We start from the raw sequence: 20,195 nt of genomic DNA, 5'->3' as shown, positions 1-20,195 counted from the left end.
GTCGCACGTGACATGGGCCTCATCGCGTACCAGGCACCCTGCCGCAGGGCCGGACGGGAGGCTACCGTTCGGTAGGCAACGTGCTGTTCCCCGCCCCGACTGTGCACCGAGAGCGGAGAAACCTCATGGCACCGACCCTCAACACCCTCGTCCTGCGCCCCGGCGCCGAATGGGACACCGCCTGGCGGCGCTGCCTCGACGTGGCCCCCGAGGCGTTCCGGGACGACCGCGTCCTCAACCTCTGGAACGGCGCCTGGCACGCGGACGGCCGTCCGCTGCCCGCCGTCTCCCCGGTCGACGGCACGCCCGTCGCCGGGCCCCCGCGCCTCGACGCCGAGGCCGCCCACCGGGCCGTCCGCGCCGCGCTCGACCAGCACCGCACCTGGCGCGACGTGCCGCTCGCCGACCGCAGGGCCAGGGTGAGCGCCGCTCTGGACGCGTTGGAGGAGCACCGGGATCTCCTCGCCATGCTGCTGGTCTGGGAGATCGGCAAGCCCTGGCGGCTCGCGCGCGCCGATGTGGACCGGGCGATCGACGGGGTCCGCTGGTACGTGGACGGCATCGCCGGGATGACGGCGGGCCGTGTCCCGCTCGCCGGCCCGGTGTCGAACATCGCCAGCTGGAACTACCCGATGAGCGTGCTCGTCCACGCCATGCTCGTCCAGGCGCTGGCGGGCAACGCGGTGATCGCCAAGACCCCGACCGACGGCGGCCTGTCCTGTCTGACGCTGGCCTGCGCCCTCGCCGTGCGCGAGGGCCTGCCCCTGACCCTCGTCAGCGGCAGCGGTGGCGAGCTGTCCGAGGCGCTCGTCCGGGCGCCCGAGATCGGCTGCGTCTCGTTCGTCGGCGGCCGGGACACCGGCGCGCGGGTCGCGACCGCCGTCGCTGACCTGGGCAAACGCCACATCCTGGAGCAGGAGGGCCTCAACACCTGGGGCATCTGGAACTTCACCGACTGGGACGCCTTCGCCCCGCAGATCCGCAAGTCTTTCGACTACGGCAAGCAGCGGTGCACGGCCTATCCCCGCTTCGTGGTGCAGCGCTCGGCGTTCGCGGACTTCCTCGCCGTGTACCTGCCGGCGGTGCGGTCCGTGCGCTTTGGGCATCCGCTGGCCGCGGAATGGCCGGCGGACGACCTCCCGGACCTGGACTTCGGGCCACTGATCAACGCGGCCAAGGCGAAGGAGCTCACCGACCAGGTCGCCGAGGCGATCGACCGGGGCGCCGTCCCGCTGCACCAGGGCTCCCTGGCGGACGGGCACTTCCTGCCCGGCCAGGACCGGAGCGCGTACGTGCCACCGGTCACCCTGCTCAATCCGCCGCCCTCGTCACCCCTGCATCACGCGGAACCCTTCGGTCCCGTGGACACCATCGTCCTCGTGGACACCGAAGCGGAACTGCTCGCCGCCATGAACGCCAGCAACGGCGCCTTGGTCGCCACCCTCTCCTGCGACGACCCCGGGACCTTCGCCCGCCTCGCCCCGCAGATCAGGGCCTTCAAGGTCGGCCACGGCAAGCCGCGCTCGCGCGGCGACCGCGACGAGCTGTTCGGCGGCTTCGGCGCGTCCTGGCGGGGTGCCTTCGTGGGCGGGGACCTGCTGGTCAAGGCGGTGACGCAGGGCCCGTCGGCGGAGGAGCGGCTGCCGGGCAACTTCCCGGACTACCACCTGATGCCCTGACGCGGCCGACGGGACCGCCGTGGCCACACGCCTCACGCGACCCGTGAGACGCACACGCTCCACGCGCCCGTACCCCCCGCGCACCCCGGGCGCCCCGGCGGCACCTCGCCCACCGCCCGGCCCTGACGCCCCCCAGACGGCGGACACCCCGCCGACCGGGGGCCACCTCTCCCCGATCTCCCTTCGAGCGACGCCGAAGGCGCCTGATATGCCCATAAACACCCTTTATGGGCGACCCAAAAGCCCTGGTCAAAGGCGCTCCGAAACCTTGATAGAGTTATCCATGTCGCCGCGGGGGAACACCCCGAGGAGACAACACCTAGTCCGGGTGGCGGAATGGCAGACGCGCTAGCTTGAGGTGCTAGTGCCCTTTATCGGGCGTGGGGGTTCAAGTCCCCCCTCGGACACCAGCAGAGACCCCAGTTGATCTGGGGTTTTTCTGTTTCTCCGGCTGTGGCGTGACCAACAGCCGAGGGAGCTTCCTGGTCAGGCCAGGACTGACAAGCCGAGCCAGCTGGCGCTGGAAGCGGCCAGCTTCTTTGCTCCCTCAGCGCGGCGCTTGCCGTACGCGCCGTGTGCAGTCCGGCGAGTGGTGCCGAGTGTGGGCCGAGAGGAGCTTTCGCGGTCCGGTCACCGAGTCCAGCGCCGCCGAGATGATGTTGTGGATGTGGTGGACGCTCTCACCACATCTTCACCGCCTCGACTCGGTGGGGGAGCGTAGAGCTAGGCGCTGACCTTAGAGTGCGCCGGGACGGGCGGGCGCACTCCGGTGAGCGCCTCTGCACGGGCCACGAGGTGGGGTGCAAGGTCGGGGTACCAGCCACGGGCTACGGCTTGCAGCATCTCGGCCAGGGCTGCCAGTTCCCCGATTCGGCCGGCGGGAGTGTCGAGGACCTCCGCGAACTCCTTGCGGATGCGGGCGGCTACGTCGGGCACAAGCAGGCTGTTGGCGTGCAGGAGCCCCGCGTCATAGCCGAAGGGCACCCGTCCCCACCGCTCCCAGTCCAGCAGGCACAGGGGCGCGGCGGTGAGGTTGCCCCAGTGCAGGTCACCGTGGCCGGTCACCCGCTCCACCGTGGCGGGGGCAGGGATGCCGAGGAACTGGGGGAAGGCCCGTTCGATCCATCCGTCCCGGACGGTCGTCTTCACACCTTCCGCTTCAGCGAGGAGGGCAAGGGCTTGGCGAAGGTCCGCCCACCACTCGTCAGGCAACCCAGGGTCGTGGTCGATGTCGGCCCGGTCGGGGGACACGATGGGTTGCGTGAGGTAGTCCAGGACTTCCGACTCGAAGGCCCACTCGCCGTCAGTCCAGTCATGCACCGCGTACAGGTGGGGGCGGGGCACGCCGTCAGGCACCAGCTCCGAGGCGCCGACGATGCCTTCCCCCGCCTTCCTGCCCGCGTTCCTCTTCGCCGTCCGGCTGACCCGTAGCCACCGGTCCCCCGGTCGGCGTCCGAGGGTGACACCGAGGAAGCCCCACGCCAGTGGCCCCGTGCAGGTGAGACCCAGTGCCTTGGCCGCCCGCTCGTGGGCTGCCTCCATCAGGGCCTGTACCTCCTCATTCACCGGCGAGTTCATCCGTCACCCTCCTGAGTTCCTGGGCCGTCAGCGGCGCAGCCAGAGCCTTGGCCACATCGTCCCAGTGTTCGCGGGTGCTCGCGGAGGTGAGGACGACATCGAGGCCGGGGCACGAGCCAGCGGCCAGCAGGGCAGCGGCTGCGGCCGACAGGCCGGGGCGGATGAGGTTCACCAGTTCGGGTGTCATGGCGTCGAGGAGTTCGCCGCCGTGCAGGGGCGCTGATCCGAACGTGATCAGCCCGGCGTCCTTCGCCTGTACCAGTGGTCCGCCGCCGTTCAGGGCTTGTGTGATCGGGGCATCCATGATCAGGCTGACGGGGATCTGCAAGCCGGTGAAGTGGTGCTCGGCGGAACCAACCGCTTGCCGGGCGAGCGCGAGCAACTCAGGGACGCTGAGCGCTCCGGAGGTCAGGCCCGACCAGGTGGCGACGCCGTACCCGCCGATCCTGCCCGCATGAGCGAACTCCTCCAGCGCCGTGAAGGCTTCCCGCACACGCCCGTGCAGAGCGGCATGGTCAATGCTGTGCCCGTGGTGCTCGGGGTTGTGGACGAACACCAGATCCACGCGCCCGAGCGCGGCCAACGACCGCTCCGTCTGCCAGCGGACGAAGCGTCGCTCAAGGCTGTGCCTACCGGCCGCCTCTTCCCGGGTGAGCACGCCCTCGGCCAGGGCGATGCCGCCTTGCTTCTCCGTGAAGAACCCCGTCTTCGTGGCTACCCGCACGGTCGGGTACTCCCCGAGAACCGGGCGCAGTTCCTCATGTGCCCGACCACGGGCGTAGTTGGGTGCCGTGTCCACCCAGAGGCTACCGGCGGCCAGGGCGGTGCGTGCCGCCTGACTGACGGCACGCACGCGGTATGTCCCCAGGCAGAGAGCGGCGGTCACAGCGCCGTCCCCACGACTGCGACGGCGTGGCCGTCGATGAGGACGGAGACCAGTTCGGCCACCTCCTTGACCTCCAGTCCGGCGGAGTCGGCGAGTCCGCCGAGCGTGGTCGGCTGGTTGGTCAGCAGCGTGCCCAGCGCGGGCGCGGCGGACTCGGCGAAGTCCCATGCGGTACCGGCCGCCGAGAAGGTGACCGTGCCCTGTTCGCGGTTCGCCGTCAGGCGGCCCCTCGGAGTGGTGAGCTTGACCGTGATCTCCCCCCGCGCGGGGAGGCCGTCCACGTAGGGCAGGGACGGAATCGCGTGGCCCAGGTCCGTCGTGTCGATCGACTCCGCCCACCGCTCCACGAGGCGGGGGTCCGCCATCATGTCGGCCACTTCACGGCGTACGGCGTCGGTGAAGTCCGACTGTTCCGCCAGCGAGCCGAAGCGCGGGATGTCCCTGCGGAGCGCGAGGGATGCCCGAAGCTGGTCGACGACCCAGAGCATCAGGTCAGCGCCCGTGTGCGGGACCATCCCGAACGTGAGGTGAAGGGATTCTGTCCCCTGGTCAGCGGTGACCGAGTGCCACCAGCCGCGCGGCAGGTAGAGCACGTCACCCGGGGACAGAACGAGGTCCGCCACCGGGTCGCCCTCCGGCTCCTCCGGCGACTCCACGTCCCGGAAGGTGGGCGCTTCACGGGTCATCCCCCAAAGGCGCCACCGCTTCGAGCCGTGCAGTTGGACCACGACCACATCGTGGTCGTCCCAGTGCCGGCCGAAGCCCTCCCGCTCGGTCCACGAGGCGTACACGTTGGCCTGCACGGAAGTCCCAAGGAAGCGTTCCAGTCCCTCCGCAGCCGCCCCCACGGAGGGGTGGATCTTCTCCACCGCGTCCAGGACTAGCGACGCCCCGTCCCTGAGCTGGGCGTGGAAGTCGGACGGCTGGATGCGGGACCAGGTGACCGCTCGGCGGTTCGTCGTAGGGATCGCGTAGCGGTACAGCGGGACCATCTCGCCGTCGACCGACAGGCGCAGCCGGGGCGGCTCCAGCCGCTGCGTGGCGATGATCCGGTTCAGGTCATCCCAGGAGAACAGGCCCGCCGTGTCGGCGGCTCCGGGGAAGTGCGCGTAAGAGCGGTGGTACGTCTGGGCGAGGAACGTGTCCCCGCCCAGACGCCCCGCCCACGAGGCTGCATCAAGCACCGTGGGCGCTCCCGTCAGTCGTTGCCGTCGGAACGGCCACTGCTGACGTCAGACTCCTGCTCGGCACGCGTGCGTGTGGCCACGATCTTCCGCTTCGCGACGAGCAGGCCACCCCCCTCGGGGGCCACCGAAGTGGTGTTCTCTTCCACCATCGGACTACCTCTCTTCTCGGGAACTCCCACCGGGAATCCGGCGGGAAGCATCAGAGACAGCGGCCAATGCGGTTACCAAAGAGCCACGGCGAGAACCAGGGCACAGCCGCCGAGGATCGCGGCCAGGTAGAGCGGCCCCGCGTACCGGCCAAGGTGGCGCAGCACCCAGTGGCCCAAGCGACGCATCACGTCGCCTTCGGCTCCACCGCCACGGGGCGGAGAGCACTGGCAGGCAACGAACTGCGACCCGTGCACCGAGGGCACCCGCACGGCGGGTACTTGGTCGGCGAACCCAGGATCACCGCATTGCGCGGCTCCACCTGCACCTCACGAACCGGGCCGTACGTCCGGCCGCCGTCGTACGACACCCGCAGAGTCATGCGCCCCGTCATGAGCGCACACCACCATCAGGGCCGAACGTCCGCCGGTACTCCCGCCCCCGACCTACGCCGTAACGCACCCGCTCTTCGTTTCGCTCGGTCGCTGTCATGGGGGAAATCATTGGCCCAGAAAACGGCGGCTGTGTAGTTCTTTCCCGTCATGGACTAAAGATCACGAACGGCAGGCGGCAGCCCACTCCGTCAACAAGGCTCGTGCTTCGGCCCCGAACAGCGCGTACCCCTCCAGTGTCGAGAACAGTTCCAAATGCATTTCGATGTCGCGTGGATCTCTCAGGATCACTACTCCGGTGGTGTTCTCCACAGTGGCCAGGGTGTTGTCGTAGACAGTGAAGGTGTCCATCGGAGCCATGGGCTTGCATCCCGCGATTGGGATGACACCTAGCTTCACATTCGGCAGATGGGTCAATGAGGCCAGCCGGTCAATCTGCATCGCCATCGCGGCAGGGGGCAGGAGTGGCCACCTCACGGCCTGTTCGGTGAGGATGAAGGTGAACCGCTTCTTCGTGTCGTAAAGAACCTCCTGCCGCTCCAGCTTCCTCGCGATCGTCTTAGTGACATCAGCCGGTGAATTAGCGAGGCTGGCCCGGATGTACTCAGGGGTCGACAGCAGTCCCGTAATCATCGAGAGCAGGAAGAAACGGAACTCGGTAGAGGAGGATTCGAGCGCGGCAAGTTCGGTCTGCTTCTTCTCCAGCCCCCTTCGCCGCAGCGAGCGCAGGTCTTGCCACTCGGTATTGGCCAGCCTCGCGAGGGCAATGACCTCCTCGATGACCTCGGGCGGAGCAACGACAGCCCGGAGGATTCTCTCCAGGTCGAGCAGGCTCGGTTGCGCTTTCCCGTTCTCGATCCGACTGATCTTCGATTGGGACATGTTGCAACGCCGAGCGAGCCGGTCCCCAGTGAGGCCGGCTCGCTTGCGTAGTTCTTTCAGCAGGGCCGCCAGTTCCTGTTTCGGCTGGCCCATCTGCTCAGGGTCGAACGTCACCCGCTCACGTACTCCAGGAATGGAACCGACTCGGCAACGGCAATCCGCTTCCACTGCCGATACGGCTCAGGATCACCCTCGTACAGTTCCCGGTTTATCTGCGTCCCGTCCGCCCGGTAGTTCATCAGGATCACCTTGGACTCATCGAACATCCAGAAATCCTGATCCGGAAGCCCCGGATTCTCCCGCTCGGTGAGGTCGAGAATTCGGATATCCTCGCCCGCCTTCACGTGGTGCCGGTAGTAATACTCGAACTCGAACCGAAGGTAGTCCGAGAGCGGGCGGGTCACGACGTGCACCCTGCCGACGCTCTTCCCTTCTGAGGCCCATTGCCGAACCTCGTCCATCCAGGGCGACGTGTAATCGTCCGGGGATTTCTCCCCGGCGAGGAAGCGCTTCAGCTTCTCCGCTTCCTGGGGCATGGTGTAGACGGGCAGCGTTTCCAGTCGCCACGCCTCACGCTCCATGGAATCGAAGCAGTCATTCCACGCGTCACCATCCAAGTGCACGGAATGCCTCCCTGAGAACCGCCTCCGGGATTTCCACGAGCCCTTCCCCAGAGGGCGGGGTGAAGGCGTTGGACACGTCGCCCTGCACGACGAACGATCCCGTGGCCGTGCGGTACACGTTCGGGCAGTCCTTCTCTCCGCACTCGCCGTTGCCGTTGCCCGTGAGCCGGGTGAGTGCCGAACGTTCGGACACGCCAAACCCCCTTGCTCTGGCCCCGTTTGGGCCGCCTGCCCACCGACAGTAGAAGGGGGTGGTGCTACGCGTCTATGTGTGAACGCGACTATGCGTGTCCTTGCATAAACAGGTCTCCGGCTGCCTCAGCCGGCCCCCCGGCACTTCTGTTTTACCGGGCCGCCTCGGACCCCGGCGTGCTCAGCGCGTGGCCGGCGGGACGGACGGACAGCGGAGCGTGGTTCGTCCACACGACCTTGTACGGGTACCGGGCCTGCCATCGGGTGCGGAAGTCGTTCAGGGGGCCGTAGGCCGTGAGGCGCCGCAGGGTGGGGAGGTCCTTGCAGCGGATCTCGGCGATGGCGCTGGAGACGAAGACGGGGGCGTGGTCGTCGTCCGGCAGGCGGAGGTGCGGCTTGTGGTCGATGCTCTCGGCGAGTTTCGAGCCCATCACCACGGTCTTCATCTCGGCGAAGAACGCGTCGCGCTGGTCCGCGGGCATCGTGTCGGAGAACGAGAAGACCAGCGTGTGGATGACGGGACCGGCGGAGGCGTCCGTCGCGCGGGCCTCCGGGGCGGTGGTCAGGCCGGTGGCCAGGGCCACGGCCGTCGCGCCGCCGGCCATGAGGAACGAGCGGCGGGCGAGGGTTCCGGCGGGCCGGCCGGGGTGCGGAGGGGGCGGGGTGGGCATCGGGTCTCCACGGTGGTGGGGGAGTCGGGGGCAAGAGCGGAGGCGCCCCCGGATCCACGGCCGGCGGGGTGCGGACCGCCGGGCACATGGAGGCGGGGACGCCTCGGAACGGAACCTGGGGCCGTGGCCTCAGACCGTCAGCCGTTCGTGGTTCGTCCAGATCACCTTGTACGGGTACTTGGCCTGCCACTTCTCACGGAACTCGTTGAGCTGCGGCCACACGGTGAGCTTCTGCAGCGTGGGCAGGTCCTGGACGCTGATCTCCGCGATGGCGCTGGAGACGAAGACGGGGGCGTAGTCGTCGTCCGGCAGGCGGAGGTGCGGCTTGTGGTCGATCTTCTCGGCGAGACCGGACTTCAGGATGACGTCGTCCATCTCGGCGAAGAACTGGTTCCGCTCCGCTTCGGGCATCGAGTCGGAGAAGGAGAAAACCAGGGTGTGAATGATCATTCTCGCCTCTGGGCTGCTGGGGTCGGATCCGTGGATCCGCTTGCCTCTTCATGATTCGGTGTCGGGCTCAAGGAGCGCTCAAGAGCTCAAGGGCCGGGCATCAGGGGCCGCGGCGTCAGTCCCGGACGCCGCCCGGCGGGATCGACGCCTCGATCGCGTGCAGGTGCGAGTTGATCGGGCCCACGCCCTCCAGCCGCAGCCCGGCCCGTTCCACCAGCGCGGTCACGCCCTTCCGCGTGTGCCGCTTGCCGTTGGTGTTCAGCAGGAACAGCAGGTCGATGCCGGTGGCGTAGCGGATCTCGGGACTGTCGTCCACGAGGTTGGTGATCACCACGATGCGGCTGTCGGGGCGGCCGGCGCGCGCCGCGTTGCGCAGGGCCGTCACCGTCTGGTCGTCCCCCCATTCGAGGATGCTCTTGAAGAGGTAGACGTCGGCCTCCACGGGGATCTCCCGCAGGCAGTCGCCGGCCGTCACCCGGGCCCGTGAGGCCAGCGCCCCGCCCGGGCGCAGCCGCGGGTCGGGCTGGGCCACGGCCGCCGGGAGGTCGACCAGGATGCCCTCCAGCTCCGGGTTCCGCTCCAGCAGCGTCGCCAGGGTGTAACCGCGGCCGCCGCCGATGTCCGCCAGCGTCCGTACCCCGTCGAGGTCGAGGCGCTCCGCGACCGCCTCCGAGCTCAGCCGGCTCAGTTCGGTCTGGGACTTGTTGAACACCTCCGTCGACTCCGGCCACTCGCGGTGCAGATGGGTGAAGAAGTCCGCGCCGTACCGCTCCTCGAAGTCGCCCTTGCCGGTCCGGACGGCCTTCTCCAACCGGGGCCACAGCTCCCACGTCCACGGCTCGGTCACCCACAGCACCCAGAACTTGAGGCCCCGGGGGTGGTCCTCGCGCAGCAGCCGGGACGCCGGCGTGTGGACGTGGCCCCGCTCCGTCTCGGTGAAGACCCCGTACTGCCTGAGCGTCCGCAGCAGCCGTTCCAGGACGTCCGCGTCGACCTCCAGGTCGCGGGCCAGCACGTCGACCGGAACCGGTTCGTCGTCCAGCCGGTCGGCGATGCCGAGCCGGGCGGCCACCCGCAGCGCCGCCGAGCCCGCGGAGGCGAGCGAGAGCTCCCGCAGGACGGTCATGGGCAGCGGGCCCGCCTCCTCGCCGCCCGCATCCGGGGTGCCACGGTCGGTTCTGATGATGCTCATCCACGCCTCCGAAGTCGGCCATGCGGTCAGGAACGCAGTCAGGGTCGGGAAAGCGGTCGCTCCGGGCGCACCGCCGGGCGGCGTCCGCCACCGGGATCACCCTGGCCACCGGGCCTCAGACGACGCTCAAGGCTCGCTCCACAGGCGGCGCTTGACATGGCCTTGAGCGGCCGGCGGGACCGTCGGGAGCATGGAGCGAAGTGATCTTTCCGGCGTGTGGCACCTGAGCGCCTTCCACGACCTGGGGCCGGACGACGAGCGACTGGAAGGCCCGTTGGGGCCCGGCCCCCGAGGGCTGCTGCTGTACAGCGACGACGGGCACATGTCCGTCAGCATCATGCGGACGGCGCCCTCCACCCGCCCGCCGTCCACCCCGGTGCCCCTCGACTTCATGGGCTACGCGGGCCGGTGGAGGCTGGACGGCGACCGGGTGATCCACTCGGTCGCCATCACCCACACCCCCCGGCTGCGGGACACCGACGAGACCCGGGAGGTCCGCTTCGGCGACGGCCGGCTGAGCCTCTACGGAACGGTGACCGCCGGCGGCCGGACCGTGCGGCGCGTCCTGGAGTGGGACCGGACGGGGGAGTGGCGATGAGCCTGTCCACCGCGGCACCGTCCGCGTCGCCGCGGGCGGCGGGCCTGGCGGCCGGGGCCGAACGGGCGGCCGCCGTCGCGGCCCGCCACGCGGAGGCGGCGGACGCCGCCCGCCGACTGCCGCCCGAGGTGCTCGACGCGCTGGTCACCGCGGGGTTCGCACGGCACTTCGTGCCCGCCGCCCACGGCGGAACCCAGGGCACGTTCACGGAACTGGCCCACGCCCTCACCACCGTCGGCGGCGGCTGTGTGTCGGCCGCCTGGGTCGCGCTGATCCACGCCTCCTCGGCCCGCATGGCCGCGTTCCTGCCGGCCGCCGGGCGGGACGAGGTGTGGGCCGACGGCCCCGACGTCCCGGTCTCCAGCGCCCTCCGCCCCGCCGGCGAGGCGACCCGCGCCGGCGACGACTGGGTGGTCTCCGGGCGCTGGGACTTCCTCAGCGGCGTCGCCTCCTCCGACTGGTCGCTGCTCTGCGTCGCTGGCGAGCGCTGCGAGGGCGGACGGCCGGGGGAGACGCGGTACTTCGCCGTGCCCCGGCGCGCGTGCGCGGTCGAGGAGACCTGGTGCCCCAGCGGGATGCGGGCCACGGCCAGCGACTCGCTGCGCGCCGACGGGGTACGGGTGCCCGCCGCCCGGACCTTCCTCCACACGGCGCTGCTGTCCGGCAGCGCCGACCCGGACGCCGCCGCCTGCCACCGCACCCCCCTCCAGGCGTGCAGCCCGCCGCTGTTCGTCGCCCCCGCCCTGGGCGCCGCCGACCGGGCCCTGACCGCGTGGGCCCGCGGCCGCGCCAAGCGGGACGCCACCGCGCGGCTCGCCCTCGCCCGGGGGACGGCGGAACTCGACATCGCCCGGCTGCTCCTCGACCGGTCCGTCGCCGCCGCCGACGCGGTCGAGGCGGAGCCCGGGTCCGTGGCCCGGACCCTGCGGGACGCCGCCGTCGCCGCCCGGCTGGTCCGCGACGCCCTCGACCGGATCGTCGACCTCTCCGGCTCCGCCCTGCTCACCGAGACCGACCCCCTGCAACGCGCCTGGCGCGACGTACGCACCGCGACCGCCCACGGCGCGCTCGACCTCGACCGCAACAGCGCCCAGTACGCCCGCGACGCCTGGGGCTGGGAACCGTGAACGGCCGCGCGGGCCGGGCCCGCACCGGCCGCGAGGAGGCGCCGGCATGACCGTACGCAGCGACGCCGTGGTGATCGGCGCCGGCCACAACACCCTGATCACCGCCGCCTATCTGACCCGCGCCGGCCTCTCCGTGACCGTGCTGGAGGAACGGCCGGAACCCGGCGGCGGTACCGCCACCCACGAGCTGACCCTGCCCGGCTTCCACGACGACATCGCGTCCACCTTCCATATGTACGCCCAGCTCAACCCGGCCGTCGGCGGCGGTGAACTGGGCCTGGAGGAACACGGGCTGCGGTACGTCACCCCGTCCCCCGCCCTGGTGTCCTGCGACGGCACCGGCACGCTGGCCGTCGGACGGGACGCCGAGGCCACGGCCGAGGCCATCGGGCGGTACAGCCCGGCGGACGCCGACGCCTTCCGGCGGCTGCTCGCCGACTACGAACCACTCCTCGCCGAACGCCTGCGGCGGTCCGCGGCGCCGCCCGGCACCGTGCGCGGGAACTCCCCGGCCGCCGCCCGGCTGGACGCCCTCGCGGCCCGCGACGGGTACGGCGTGGTCCGCGAGAGCTTCCAGGACGACCGCACCCGCGCCCTGCTCCTCGGCTTCGCCTCGGCCATCGGCGACCTGAGCCGCCCGGGAACGGGCTTCGTCCCGGCCGAGTTCGCGTACCTGCTGACCCGGATGACCGGAGCCGTCCCCCTCGGCGGATCCGCCGCCCTGCCCCGCGCCCTGGCCGCGACCGTCCAGGCCCACGGCGGCCGGGTCCTGTGCGGACGCCGGGTGGAGCGGATCGCCGTGGAGAACGGCCGGGCCACGGCGGTGACCACGGCCGACGGCGAACGCTTCCAGGCCGGCCGGGCCGTGGTGTCGGGAGCGCACATCACTCAGCTGGCCGGCCTGCTCGGGCCGGACGTCCGCCTCCCGGCCGCGTTCGACGCGCTGCGCCACTGGCGCAACGGCGGATCGGTGTTCCAGGTGCACCTCGCCCTCCGCCGGGCACCGGCGCTGGTCTCCGGGGACGGACCGCTGCGCGCCGTCACCGCGACCTTCGGCAGCGCGAGCGGGCTCGCCGCCCAGTGGGCGGACATCGCGGCGGGCACCCTGTCCGGGGACGAGCGCATGATGGTCGCCCTCGCGCCGTCGCTCGTCGACCCCGGCCGGACGCCCCCGGGGCTCGCCTCCGTCCGGCTGTTCACCTACGCCCCCTACCGCCTGAACGGGGACCCGGCGCGGTGGGAGGCGGAGAAGGAACGGTACGCGGAACGGCTGCTCGCCGTGTACGCGCGCCACGTCGAGGGATACGCGCCGGGCGACGAGCTGGCGCGCTCCGTTCACACCCCCGTGGACCTCGCCGCCCTGAACAGGCACTTCGCCGAGGGCGGTTACATGGGCGGCGAGATGAGCCTGGGACAGCTCGGCACGGACCGGCCCGTCCCCGGCTGGAGCGCCTACCGGATGCCCGTCCCCGCGCTGTACCAGACCGGGTCGTGCACCCACACCGGCGGCGGGGTGAGCGGCTGGCCCGGGCGCAACGCCGCCCGGGCGGTCCTGGAGGACCTGGGCATCGACCCCGGCACGCTGATGAGGGACCCGCGGGACGTGCGGCTGCCGGTCCTCCCCACGGTGCCCAACGGGCCGGGGGATCCCGTCTGAACCCCGCGCGGGCGGCCGGCTCCCCCCGGCCGCCCGCGCGGCACTCCCTCACTCCGCCGGCGCGGGGCCGACGGTGTTGTGGAGCCTCCCGAGCCGCTCGATCTCGATGACGATCTCGTCGCCGGGGGCCAGGAACTCGCCCCGCGCCAGGCCCACTCCGGCCGGCGAACCGGTCAGGACGACGTCACCCGGCAGCAGCGTCATGTCCCGGGCCGCGATCGAGAGCAGCTCGCACACCGGCCGGATCATGTCCTTGGTGGAAGAGTCCTGCTTCACCTCGCCGTTGACCGACAGCCGGATGCCCAGCTCCTGAGGGTCGTCGACGAACCAGGCCGGGACGATGCCGGGGCCCAGCGGGCAGAAGCCGTCCAGCGACTTGGCGCGCAGCCAGTCGTACTGGAAGGGCGGGCCCACCGCGTCGTCGCGCCGCAGGGCGTCGCGCGCCGACACGTCGTTGGCGATGGTGTACCCGGCGACGTGGCCGAGGGCCTCGTCGGGGGAGAAGCCCTTGCCGGACCGGCCGACGACGACGGCGAGTTCGGCCTCCCAGTCGAGCAGCCGGCCGGGGCCGGCCGGGTAGGGGATCTCCGCGCCGGGGCCGATGACGGTGGTCCGCGGCGTCTTGAGGAAGAAGTACGCCTCGGCGGGCGGGTCCCGCCGCTCGACGTGCATCTCGTCCAGGTGGCCGTAGTAGTTGGCGCCGGAGCACAGCACGGTGCCCGGGTAGCGCAGCGGGGCCAGCAGCTCCGCGCCGGGCACCGGCTCCGCGTCCTCCGGCCGCCAGTCGCGCAGCGTCCCGCTCACCCGCTCCCACCGGGCGAGGAGGTCGGTGAGCGGGGTGTCCGCGAGGGGGCCCGGCGCGGGGTGGACGGTGCCGGCGGCGGTGAGGACGCCGGTGCGCGGACCGGGGCGGCCGGGGGACAGATAGGTCACCAGGGACCAGGGGGCGGCGGACACGGCTGCTCTCTCCTTCATCCCGGACTACTTCCGGGGTTCGAGGTTCTCGGTGAACTCGGCCGGGCGCAGGGGGCACCAGACGGCGGACGGGACGTCCTGCCAGTCGCGCGGCCGCCAGTTCTCGGTGATCTGGTCCATGTCGAGGAAGTACTCGATCCAACTGCCCCACGGATCACGGATGTAGTGGAACAGGTTGGAGCCGAAGGTGTGCCGGCCGAGGCCCCAGCCGAGACCGCTGCCGCGCTCGGCGAGGTTCCGGGCGCCGATCACCATCTCGTCGACGCTGCCGACCTCCCAGCTCGAATGGTGCAGTCCGGGGTGGGTGCTCTTGACCAGGCCGAACACATGGTGGTCCCCGGGGCCGGTGTTGAGGAACGTCACCACGCCGGGGACGCGGTCGGACACGCCCAGCCCGAGGATCCGGGTGTAGAACGCCTCCGTGCGGGCCGGGTCCGGGGAGAACACCAGGACGTGGCCGAGGCGGCGGGGCCGCGCCGGCGCGCCGGCGGCCGGCCACCGCGCCTCGTCCTTCCGGCGGTAGTCGCCCGGCAGGTTCATCGGCGGCGCTCCGGCCGGCGCGGCCGGGAGCGAGGGCTCCTCCAGGACGGCGACCAGGGTGCCGTCCGGGTCCCGGAACCACAGGCCGCCTTCCACGCCGGACGAGGGCGCGTCCTCCAGCCGGACGCCCGCTCCCTCCAGGTGCCGCTGCATCGCGGGCAGCGCTCCGGCGGGGACGCCGAACGCGACGTGGTGCAGCCGCTTCTCGGGCCCCTCCGTCAGCAGCGTCCGGTCCACCGGCCGCTCCGCGCAGCGCACGGCCAGGGAGGAACCGCGTTCGTCCACCGTGAGCCCGAAATCCGTGTAGAAATCCTTCCCCCGGCCCAGGTCCGGAACCTGCAGGCCGTAATGGAGGAGGCTGGAAACCCGCATCACACACTCCAGGTCGTCATCCGTCGTGATTCGCCGTCACCGTCTTGATCGCTCATGCATCCGCCGCGATTCCGCGCTCATCGGCACGAGGGCGCGGCGGGTTCCGCGCAGGCGGCTCCGACGGGCATTCCGGCGCCGTCGGGCGGATGCGCTCCCGGTGCCGTCACCGGCCCCACGCCCGCGTGCGACGCCAGAATGTCGTGCCGCAGCGACTGCAATTCCTGGCAGGGCTCCAGGCCGAGCCGGGCGGTCATCGCCCGGCGCAGATCCTGGAAGACGTCGAGCGCCTTCGGACGGAATCCGCTGCGGTGCAGGGCGAGCATGTAGAAACCGCGCAGCCGCTCGTCCAGGGGGTGCTGTTCCACGAGTGCGGACAATTCCCCGAGCAGGCCGTGGTGCCGGCCCAGCCGGAGTTCCGCCCCGATGCGCAGCGCGCGGTCCGTGGCCCGGGACTGCTCCAGCCGCGCCGTGGCCGCCCGGAGCTTCAGGCCCTGGTCGACGTCGGCCAGCGGCGGCCCCTGCCACACCTCGTCCGCCTGCCGGAGCAGCCGCGCCCCCGGCTCCTCGTGGCCGGTCCGCAGCGCCTGCCGCCCCGCGGCCACCAGGGCGCGGTAGCGGGCCAGGTCGAAGTCGCAGCCGTCGGTGCGGAAGACGTATCCCTTGTTCTTCGTCAGCAGCAGTTCATTCCGGACCTCGGAGGCCGCCATCCCGAGGGCGACGGCGAGATTCCGCCGGATGTTCAGGACGTAGGTCTGCGCGACCGCCATGGCGGTCCTCGGTGGCCGGTCCGGCCATAATTCGTCGACGATGGCACCGACCGGGACGACATGGCCGGATTCCATCAGGAGCAGCGCCAGGAGCTTCTTTTCCTTGGGCGCGGTCGGGGTGGGTACCGCATCGCCCGAACGCAGGCGCAGCGGGCCGAGAACTCCGATGTCCAGGGTACGCGTCATCGATCCCCCATTCACCGATCCGTAGCTGATCGCCAGGCTCGGCCGACCCGCTCAAGCCCCGCTCAAGGCAAGGGCCAGGAGTGCCCCTTGAGAAGCGCTTGAGCCCCGCTTCCCACGATGGCCGTGCATGGTTCCGCCGGCCCGTCCCGGGCGCTTCCGGCCCGTTCGCCGCAGAGGGAGTCACCGTTGATTCTGCATACCCTGATCTACCGGTTCGCCGACTCGGTCACCGAATCCGAGCAGCGGGAATTCTTCGACGGACTCGGTGAATTGCTGCTGGATTCCGGCCACATCGAGGGATTCGGCTGGGAACCGCACCAGTGGCTCCCCGTGGACGCCCGTTCGCGCGGGATGACGGGCACCGCCATCGCGCAGTACGCCGCCCGGGACCTCGAAACCCTGCGGACGTTCTCCGAACTCCCGCACGTGGCCGAGTTCCTGGCCGGCTGGCGGTCGAGGATCTCGTACGAGGCCGCCTACGCCAACCACCGCCCGCTGACACTCACCGGAAGGCATCCGATGCGACACACCGAGCACACCGTCACGGTCGACGCCCCCGTCGACGTGGTCTGGGACGTCCTGGTCGACGTCGAGGGCTACGCCCGTATCTTCCCGCCCACCCGGGAGGCGAAGATCGTCGAGGAGTCGCCGGAGCACCAGATCGTCCGGCTCGTCGTGGACGTCAACGGCGAGCTCCAGTCGTGGGTCTCGCGCCGCGACATCGACCACAAGCGGCACGTGATCGCCTACCGTCAGCTCGAACTCGCCCCGCTCATCGGCCACATGGGCGGCGAGTGGCGGGCGTTCCCGCTCACGGAGACCCGGACGCAGCTCGTCATCACCCACGACTTCAAGCCCAAGGAGCCCGTCGGCGGCAAGGTCGCCGGCAAGTTCACCTACGAGGAGGCCGACGCGCTGCTGTGCGGCGGCGTCGAGCGCAACAGCGTCGACGACCTCGGCGCGGTGCGGGACGAGGCCGAGCGCCGCGTGGCCGGGGCGGCCGCGGCATGACGCGCCTCGTCGACCTGAGCGTGACCACGCGGTCCACCCCCAGCGAGGCCACCCCGGTCACCGTCGACACGCTCGACCACGCGACCGGGGCCACGGTCCTCGGCCTGTCGCCCGAGGACTTCCCCGACGGCATGGCCATCTCCAACGAGACCGTCACGCTGACCACGCACACCGGCACCCACATGGACGCCCCGCTGCACTACGGCCCGCTCAGCGGGGGCGTCCCGGCCAAGAGCATCGACCGGGTGCCGCTGGAGTGGTGCCTCGGACCGGGCGTACGGCTGGACGTCCGCCACGTGCCGGCGGGCGAGGGCATCACGACCGCCCACGTGGAGGCCGCGCTGAAGGAGGCCGGCCACGAACTCGCCCCCGGCGACATCGCGTTGCTGTGGACGGGCGCCGACCGGCTGTGGGGCTCGGCCGACTACCTGCGGGAGTACCCGGGGCTGACCGGCGAGGCCACCGCGTTCCTTGTCGGGCGCGGGGTACGTGTCATCGGCATCGACGCGTGGGGCCTCGACCGGCCCATGCACCGCATGATCGAGGACTACCGCCGCACCGGGGACAACGCCCACCTGTGGCCGGCGCACATCCACGGCCGCACGGCCGAGTACCTCCAGCTGGAGAAGCTCGCCCACCTCGGCGACCTGCCGGGCGCCACCGGGTTCACCGTCTCGTGCTTCCCCGTGGCGGTCGAGGGCGCGGGAGCGGGCTGGACCCGGGTGGTCGCGCTCGTCGAGGACGCGTGACCCGCGCGGAGCGGGCCGGGACGGTCCGTACAGAGGGGGCCGGGACGTTCCGCGCGGAGGGTACCGGGACGTTCCGCGCGGAGGGTACCGGGACGGTCCGCGCGGAGGCCGGCGGGCCGGCCCCCCTCCTGCGGCTGGACCCCGCCGCCCAGGACCTGCTCTTCCGCGAGGCGCGCACCTGTACGGAGTTCACGTCCGAACCCGTCGGCGACGACCAGGTACGGGCCATCCACGACCTGGTCAAGTACGCGCCCACCTCGATGAACCAGCAGCCGATGCGCGTCGTCCTGCTGCGGTCGCCCGAGGCCCGCCGGGAGCTGGCGGTCCATCTGCACCCGGGCAACCGCCCGAAGGCGGCCTCGGCGCCGCTGGTCGCCCTGCTCGCCGCCGACCTCGACTTCCCCGAGACGCTCCCGTACCTCTTCCCGCACCGCCCGCGGGCCGGGGAGCTGTTCGCCGACCCCGCCGTCCGCCGGGAGTCCGCCCTGTTCAACACCGCTTTACAGGTGGCGTACTTCATCATCGGCGTCCGGGCCGCCGGGCTGGCCGCCGGCCCGATCGTGGGCTACGACGCCGACGGCGTCAACAAGGCGTTCTTCGGCGACGGGCGGCGGGAGGTCGTCACCGCCGTCGCCATCGGCCGCCCGCGCGGGGAGCCGCGCCATCCCCGGCTGCCCCGGCTCCCGTTCCACGACGTCGTCAGCACCGCCTGACCCCCTCCCCGGCCCCCGGATCCTCGCCGGGCGGTCGGGCCGGACAGAGAAGGCAGAAGGCACGTGATGGTAGAAGCAGGGGACTCACCCCCTGGGGAGACCCCGTCGGAATGGCTCCGCCGCCTGCTCGACGGGGGGAGCACCGAAGCGCCGGCCCAGACGGGCGCCTCCGGGCCGGACCTCCCGGTCAGGGGCGCCGTCGGCGGACACCCGCTGATCGCGGCGGCGGCGGACCTCCGCCTGGCCGGGAACGGCTCCGGGCCCGCCCTGGACGAACTGGTCGCGCTCGCGGCCGCCCGGGCGCTGCGGGAAGGGCTCCCGCTGCTCGTCGTCACCGCGCCCGGGCCCGGCCACGCGCCGGACCGGGAACGCTCCAAGGCAGGGACGACGCCGGGCGCGGCGGAGGCGCTGGCCCGCCTGGACGACGCGGGGATCCTGACCGTCTGGCTGGCCGCCGGACCACCCCACGAGGGCGTGGCTGTCTCGCCGGCCAGGCTCTGCGACGTGGTCGTCGCGGAGTCCGGCGGACGGCCGGGCCCGGCATCGACTGCCGCCGAACGGCTGCTCGCCCAGGGGTTCGTGGACGCCGTCCGGCCGCGGGACGGGCTGCGGGAGACCCTGGCCCGGCTGCTGGCCGCCGCCGGTCCGCCGGACGCCCGGGCCACCGCCGCGCCGCCGCCCGCGCCCGCCCCGCGCGTGCTGATCGAGGACCCGGCGGAGCTGCCCCGCGTCCCGGTCCGCGAGACGCTCCGGCGGGCCCGGCACGTCGGCCGGCCCACCACCCTGGACTACCTCCGGCGGCTGTTCGCCGGCTTCCAGGAGCTGCACGGCGACCGGGCGGGCGGCGACTGCCCGTCGATCGTCGGCGGACCCGCGTGCCTGGACGGCACGCCGGTCATGGTGGTCGGCACCCAGAAGGGGCACACGGCCGAGGAGCTCAGGGCACGCAACTACGGCCGGGCGACGCCCGCCGGGTACCGCAAGTTCGCCCGGCTGCTGCGCCTGGCGGGCAAACTCGGCCTGCCCGTCGTCGCGTTCATCGACACACCGGGCGCCTTCCCCGGCCTGGAGGCCGGGGCGGGGGAGCGGGGGCGGCCGGTCGTCGTCGCCGAGGTCATCCGGCTGATGGCGGAGCTGCCCGTGCCCCTGGTCACCCTGGTCACGGGCGAGGGCGGCAGCGGCGGCGCGCTGGCGCTGGCCGTCGCCGACCGGGTCCTCGTCTGCGCCCACTCCGTCTACTCCGTCATCAGCCCGGAGGGCTGCGCGGCGATCCTCCGGCCGGACCCCGCGACGGACCCGCCGCCCGGCGAGGCCCTGCGCGTCGACGCCGAGGCCCTGCTGCGGCTGGGCGTCGCCGACGCCGTCGTACCGGAACCCGAGGGCGGCGCCCACACCGATCCGGCGCGCGCCGCCGCCCACGTCCACGCGGCGCTGACCACCGTCCTGGACGGGCTCCGCCGTACGCCCGCGCCGGTGCTCGTCGCCGAACGGTACGCGCGCTTCCGGGCGTTCGGCGACGTCGAGTCGTTCGCGCACGCCACGGAGGAGGCGATGCGGCCATGAGCCCTCCGCCAACCCGGGCCGGCAGCGCCCGGTCCCGCACACCCGCCGGGCCGGACCG

General features: G+C 72.0%; 21 protein-coding genes and 1 tRNA gene. 9 read left to right on the top strand and 13 right to left on the bottom strand.

Going from position 1 to position 20,195, the window contains the following annotated elements:
- Window positions 1-125 precede the first annotated feature (125 nt).
- Window positions 126-1,679: an aldehyde dehydrogenase family protein gene (locus K7I03_RS05345; protein ID WP_185943450.1), complete on the top strand. Its 1,554-nt coding sequence runs from the start codon at window positions 126-128 to the stop codon at window positions 1,677-1,679.
- Between the two features lie 322 nt (window positions 1,680-2,001).
- Window positions 2,002-2,089 (top strand) — tRNA-Leu (locus tag K7I03_RS05340).
- Window positions 2,090-2,402: 313 nt separating this feature from the next.
- Here K7I03_RS05340 and K7I03_RS05335 read toward each other — a convergent pair.
- The 10 genes from K7I03_RS05335 to K7I03_RS05290 all read right to left on the bottom strand — a co-directional run bounded on the left by K7I03_RS05335 (window position 2,403) and on the right by K7I03_RS05290 (window position 9,879).
- Window positions 2,403-3,257 carry a hypothetical protein gene (locus K7I03_RS05335; protein WP_185943449.1) on the bottom strand — a complete coding sequence of 285 codons (855 nt, stop codon included), beginning with the start codon at window positions 3,255-3,257 and terminating at the stop codon, window positions 2,403-2,405.
- On the bottom strand, window positions 3,238-4,110 hold the full coding sequence (locus K7I03_RS05330; protein WP_224346899.1) for an aldo/keto reductase: 873 nt from the start codon (window positions 4,108-4,110) through the stop codon (window positions 3,238-3,240). The genes K7I03_RS05335 and K7I03_RS05330 overlap by 20 nt, the downstream gene beginning before the upstream one ends.
- A gap of 29 nt (window positions 4,111-4,139) precedes the next feature.
- Window positions 4,140-5,327, bottom strand: coding sequence for a cupin domain-containing protein (locus tag K7I03_RS05325; protein WP_185943447.1), 1,188 nt, complete (start codon window positions 5,325-5,327; stop codon window positions 4,140-4,142).
- A 14-nt stretch (window positions 5,328-5,341) separates the two neighbouring features.
- Entirely contained in the window at window positions 5,342-5,479 is a 138-nt protein-coding gene (locus K7I03_RS05320) for a hypothetical protein (RefSeq protein WP_185943446.1), read from the bottom strand.
- Window positions 5,480-6,031: 552 nt separating this feature from the next.
- Window positions 6,032-6,865 (bottom strand): helix-turn-helix domain-containing protein, encoded by an 834-nt coding sequence (locus K7I03_RS05315; RefSeq protein ID WP_185943445.1) that lies wholly within the window; start codon window positions 6,863-6,865, stop codon window positions 6,032-6,034.
- A complete protein-coding gene (locus tag K7I03_RS05310) occupies window positions 6,862-7,374 on the bottom strand; it encodes a DUF6879 family protein (protein WP_185943444.1) in 513 nt (170 codons plus the stop codon). The genes K7I03_RS05315 and K7I03_RS05310 overlap by 4 nt, the downstream gene beginning before the upstream one ends.
- Window positions 7,358-7,567 (bottom strand): hypothetical protein, encoded by a 210-nt coding sequence (locus tag K7I03_RS05305; protein WP_078870908.1) that lies wholly within the window; start codon window positions 7,565-7,567, stop codon window positions 7,358-7,360. Before K7I03_RS05305 ends, K7I03_RS05310 begins: the two co-directional genes overlap by 17 nt.
- A gap of 151 nt (window positions 7,568-7,718) precedes the next feature.
- The gene (locus K7I03_RS05300; RefSeq protein ID WP_185943443.1) at window positions 7,719-8,237 is read right to left on the bottom strand and encodes a hypothetical protein; all 519 of its coding nucleotides are present in this window, start codon (window positions 8,235-8,237) and stop codon (window positions 7,719-7,721) included.
- Between the two features lie 129 nt (window positions 8,238-8,366).
- Entirely contained in the window at window positions 8,367-8,687 is a 321-nt protein-coding gene (locus K7I03_RS05295; RefSeq protein ID WP_185943442.1) for a hypothetical protein, read from the bottom strand.
- A 115-nt stretch (window positions 8,688-8,802) separates the two neighbouring features.
- Complete coding sequence (locus tag K7I03_RS05290; RefSeq protein ID WP_224346898.1) at window positions 8,803-9,879, bottom strand: methyltransferase; 1,077 nt, start codon at window positions 9,877-9,879, stop codon at window positions 8,803-8,805.
- Between the two features lie 190 nt (window positions 9,880-10,069).
- Here K7I03_RS05290 and K7I03_RS05285 point away from each other — a divergent pair, with 190 nt between their 5' ends.
- From K7I03_RS05285 to K7I03_RS05275, 3 genes are read left to right on the top strand one after another with little or no spacing between them, the layout of a single operon-like run.
- Window positions 10,070-10,477 carry a lipocalin-like domain-containing protein gene (locus K7I03_RS05285; protein ID WP_185943441.1) on the top strand — a complete coding sequence of 136 codons (408 nt, stop codon included), beginning with the start codon at window positions 10,070-10,072 and terminating at the stop codon, window positions 10,475-10,477.
- Window positions 10,474-11,604 (top strand): acyl-CoA dehydrogenase family protein, encoded by a 1,131-nt coding sequence (locus K7I03_RS05280; RefSeq protein WP_185943440.1) that lies wholly within the window; start codon window positions 10,474-10,476, stop codon window positions 11,602-11,604. The genes K7I03_RS05285 and K7I03_RS05280 overlap by 4 nt, the downstream gene beginning before the upstream one ends.
- A 46-nt stretch (window positions 11,605-11,650) precedes the next feature.
- Window positions 11,651-13,261: a phytoene desaturase family protein gene (locus K7I03_RS05275; RefSeq protein WP_185943439.1), complete on the top strand. Its 1,611-nt coding sequence runs from the start codon at window positions 11,651-11,653 to the stop codon at window positions 13,259-13,261.
- Between the two features lie 48 nt (window positions 13,262-13,309).
- Here the strand turns inward: K7I03_RS05275 and K7I03_RS05270 are convergent, their stop codons facing one another.
- The 3 genes from K7I03_RS05270 to K7I03_RS05260 form a co-directional block, all read right to left on the bottom strand.
- A complete protein-coding gene (locus K7I03_RS05270) occupies window positions 13,310-14,218 on the bottom strand; it encodes a fumarylacetoacetate hydrolase family protein (protein ID WP_221903099.1) in 909 nt (302 codons plus the stop codon).
- Window positions 14,219-14,242: 24 nt separating this feature from the next.
- A complete protein-coding gene (locus K7I03_RS05265; RefSeq protein WP_185943437.1) occupies window positions 14,243-15,148 on the bottom strand; it encodes a VOC family protein in 906 nt (301 codons plus the stop codon).
- A 77-nt stretch (window positions 15,149-15,225) separates the two neighbouring features.
- Window positions 15,226-16,101, bottom strand: coding sequence for an AfsR/SARP family transcriptional regulator (locus K7I03_RS05260; protein WP_185943436.1), 876 nt, complete (start codon window positions 16,099-16,101; stop codon window positions 15,226-15,228).
- Between the two features lie 186 nt (window positions 16,102-16,287).
- On the opposite strand from K7I03_RS05260, the gene K7I03_RS05255 reads away from it, so the two are divergent.
- From K7I03_RS05255 to K7I03_RS05240, 4 genes are all read left to right on the top strand, one after another.
- Complete coding sequence (locus K7I03_RS05255) at window positions 16,288-17,112, top strand: aromatase/cyclase (RefSeq protein ID WP_185943435.1); 825 nt, start codon at window positions 16,288-16,290, stop codon at window positions 17,110-17,112.
- A complete protein-coding gene (locus tag K7I03_RS05250) occupies window positions 17,109-17,861 on the top strand; it encodes a cyclase family protein (protein ID WP_185943434.1) in 753 nt (250 codons plus the stop codon). Before K7I03_RS05255 ends, K7I03_RS05250 begins: the two co-directional genes overlap by 4 nt.
- Before the next feature lie 128 nt (window positions 17,862-17,989).
- Window positions 17,990-18,574 carry a malonic semialdehyde reductase gene (locus K7I03_RS05245; protein WP_185943589.1) on the top strand — a complete coding sequence of 195 codons (585 nt, stop codon included), beginning with the start codon at window positions 17,990-17,992 and terminating at the stop codon, window positions 18,572-18,574.
- Between the two features lie 66 nt (window positions 18,575-18,640).
- Window positions 18,641-20,137, top strand: a complete 1,497-nt coding sequence (locus tag K7I03_RS05240) for a carboxyl transferase domain-containing protein (RefSeq protein WP_185943433.1) — start codon at window positions 18,641-18,643, stop codon at window positions 20,135-20,137.
- Window positions 20,138-20,195: the final 58 nt, after the last annotated feature.

Origin of the sequence: Streptomyces mobaraensis (assembly GCF_020099395.1) — a bacterium.
Classification (GTDB): domain Bacteria; phylum Actinomycetota; class Actinomycetes; order Streptomycetales; family Streptomycetaceae; genus Streptomyces.
Note: the sequence above shows the minus strand (reverse complement) of the source record. Positions and strands in the feature narration are given on the sequence as shown.

Excerpts from the sequence above, each read along its gene's own strand:
- K7I03_RS05345 (WP_185943450.1), top strand. The coding sequence starts at position 126 with ATGGCACCGACCCTCAACACCCTCGTCCTGCGCCCCGGCGCCGAATGG.
- K7I03_RS05335 (WP_185943449.1), bottom strand. The coding sequence starts at position 3,257 with ATGAACTCGCCGGTGAATGAGGAGGTACAGGCCCTGATGGAGGCAGCC.
- K7I03_RS05320 (WP_185943446.1), bottom strand. The coding sequence starts at position 5,479 with ATGGTGGAAGAGAACACCACTTCGGTGGCCCCCGAGGGGGGTGGCCTG.
- K7I03_RS05300 (WP_185943443.1), bottom strand. The coding sequence starts at position 8,237 with ATGCCCACCCCGCCCCCTCCGCACCCCGGCCGGCCCGCCGGAACCCTC.
- K7I03_RS05295 (WP_185943442.1), bottom strand. The coding sequence starts at position 8,687 with ATGATCATTCACACCCTGGTTTTCTCCTTCTCCGACTCGATGCCCGAA.
- K7I03_RS05290 (WP_224346898.1), bottom strand. The coding sequence starts at position 9,879 with ATGAGCATCATCAGAACCGACCGTGGCACCCCGGATGCGGGCGGCGAG.
- K7I03_RS05285 (WP_185943441.1), top strand. The coding sequence starts at position 10,070 with ATGGAGCGAAGTGATCTTTCCGGCGTGTGGCACCTGAGCGCCTTCCAC.
- K7I03_RS05280 (WP_185943440.1), top strand. The coding sequence starts at position 10,474 with ATGAGCCTGTCCACCGCGGCACCGTCCGCGTCGCCGCGGGCGGCGGGC.
- K7I03_RS05275 (WP_185943439.1), top strand. The coding sequence starts at position 11,651 with ATGACCGTACGCAGCGACGCCGTGGTGATCGGCGCCGGCCACAACACC.
- K7I03_RS05265 (WP_185943437.1), bottom strand. The coding sequence starts at position 15,148 with ATGCGGGTTTCCAGCCTCCTCCATTACGGCCTGCAGGTTCCGGACCTG.
- K7I03_RS05260 (WP_185943436.1), bottom strand. The coding sequence starts at position 16,101 with ATGACGCGTACCCTGGACATCGGAGTTCTCGGCCCGCTGCGCCTGCGT.
- K7I03_RS05250 (WP_185943434.1), top strand. The coding sequence starts at position 17,109 with ATGACGCGCCTCGTCGACCTGAGCGTGACCACGCGGTCCACCCCCAGC.
- K7I03_RS05240 (WP_185943433.1), top strand. The coding sequence starts at position 18,641 with ATGGTAGAAGCAGGGGACTCACCCCCTGGGGAGACCCCGTCGGAATGG.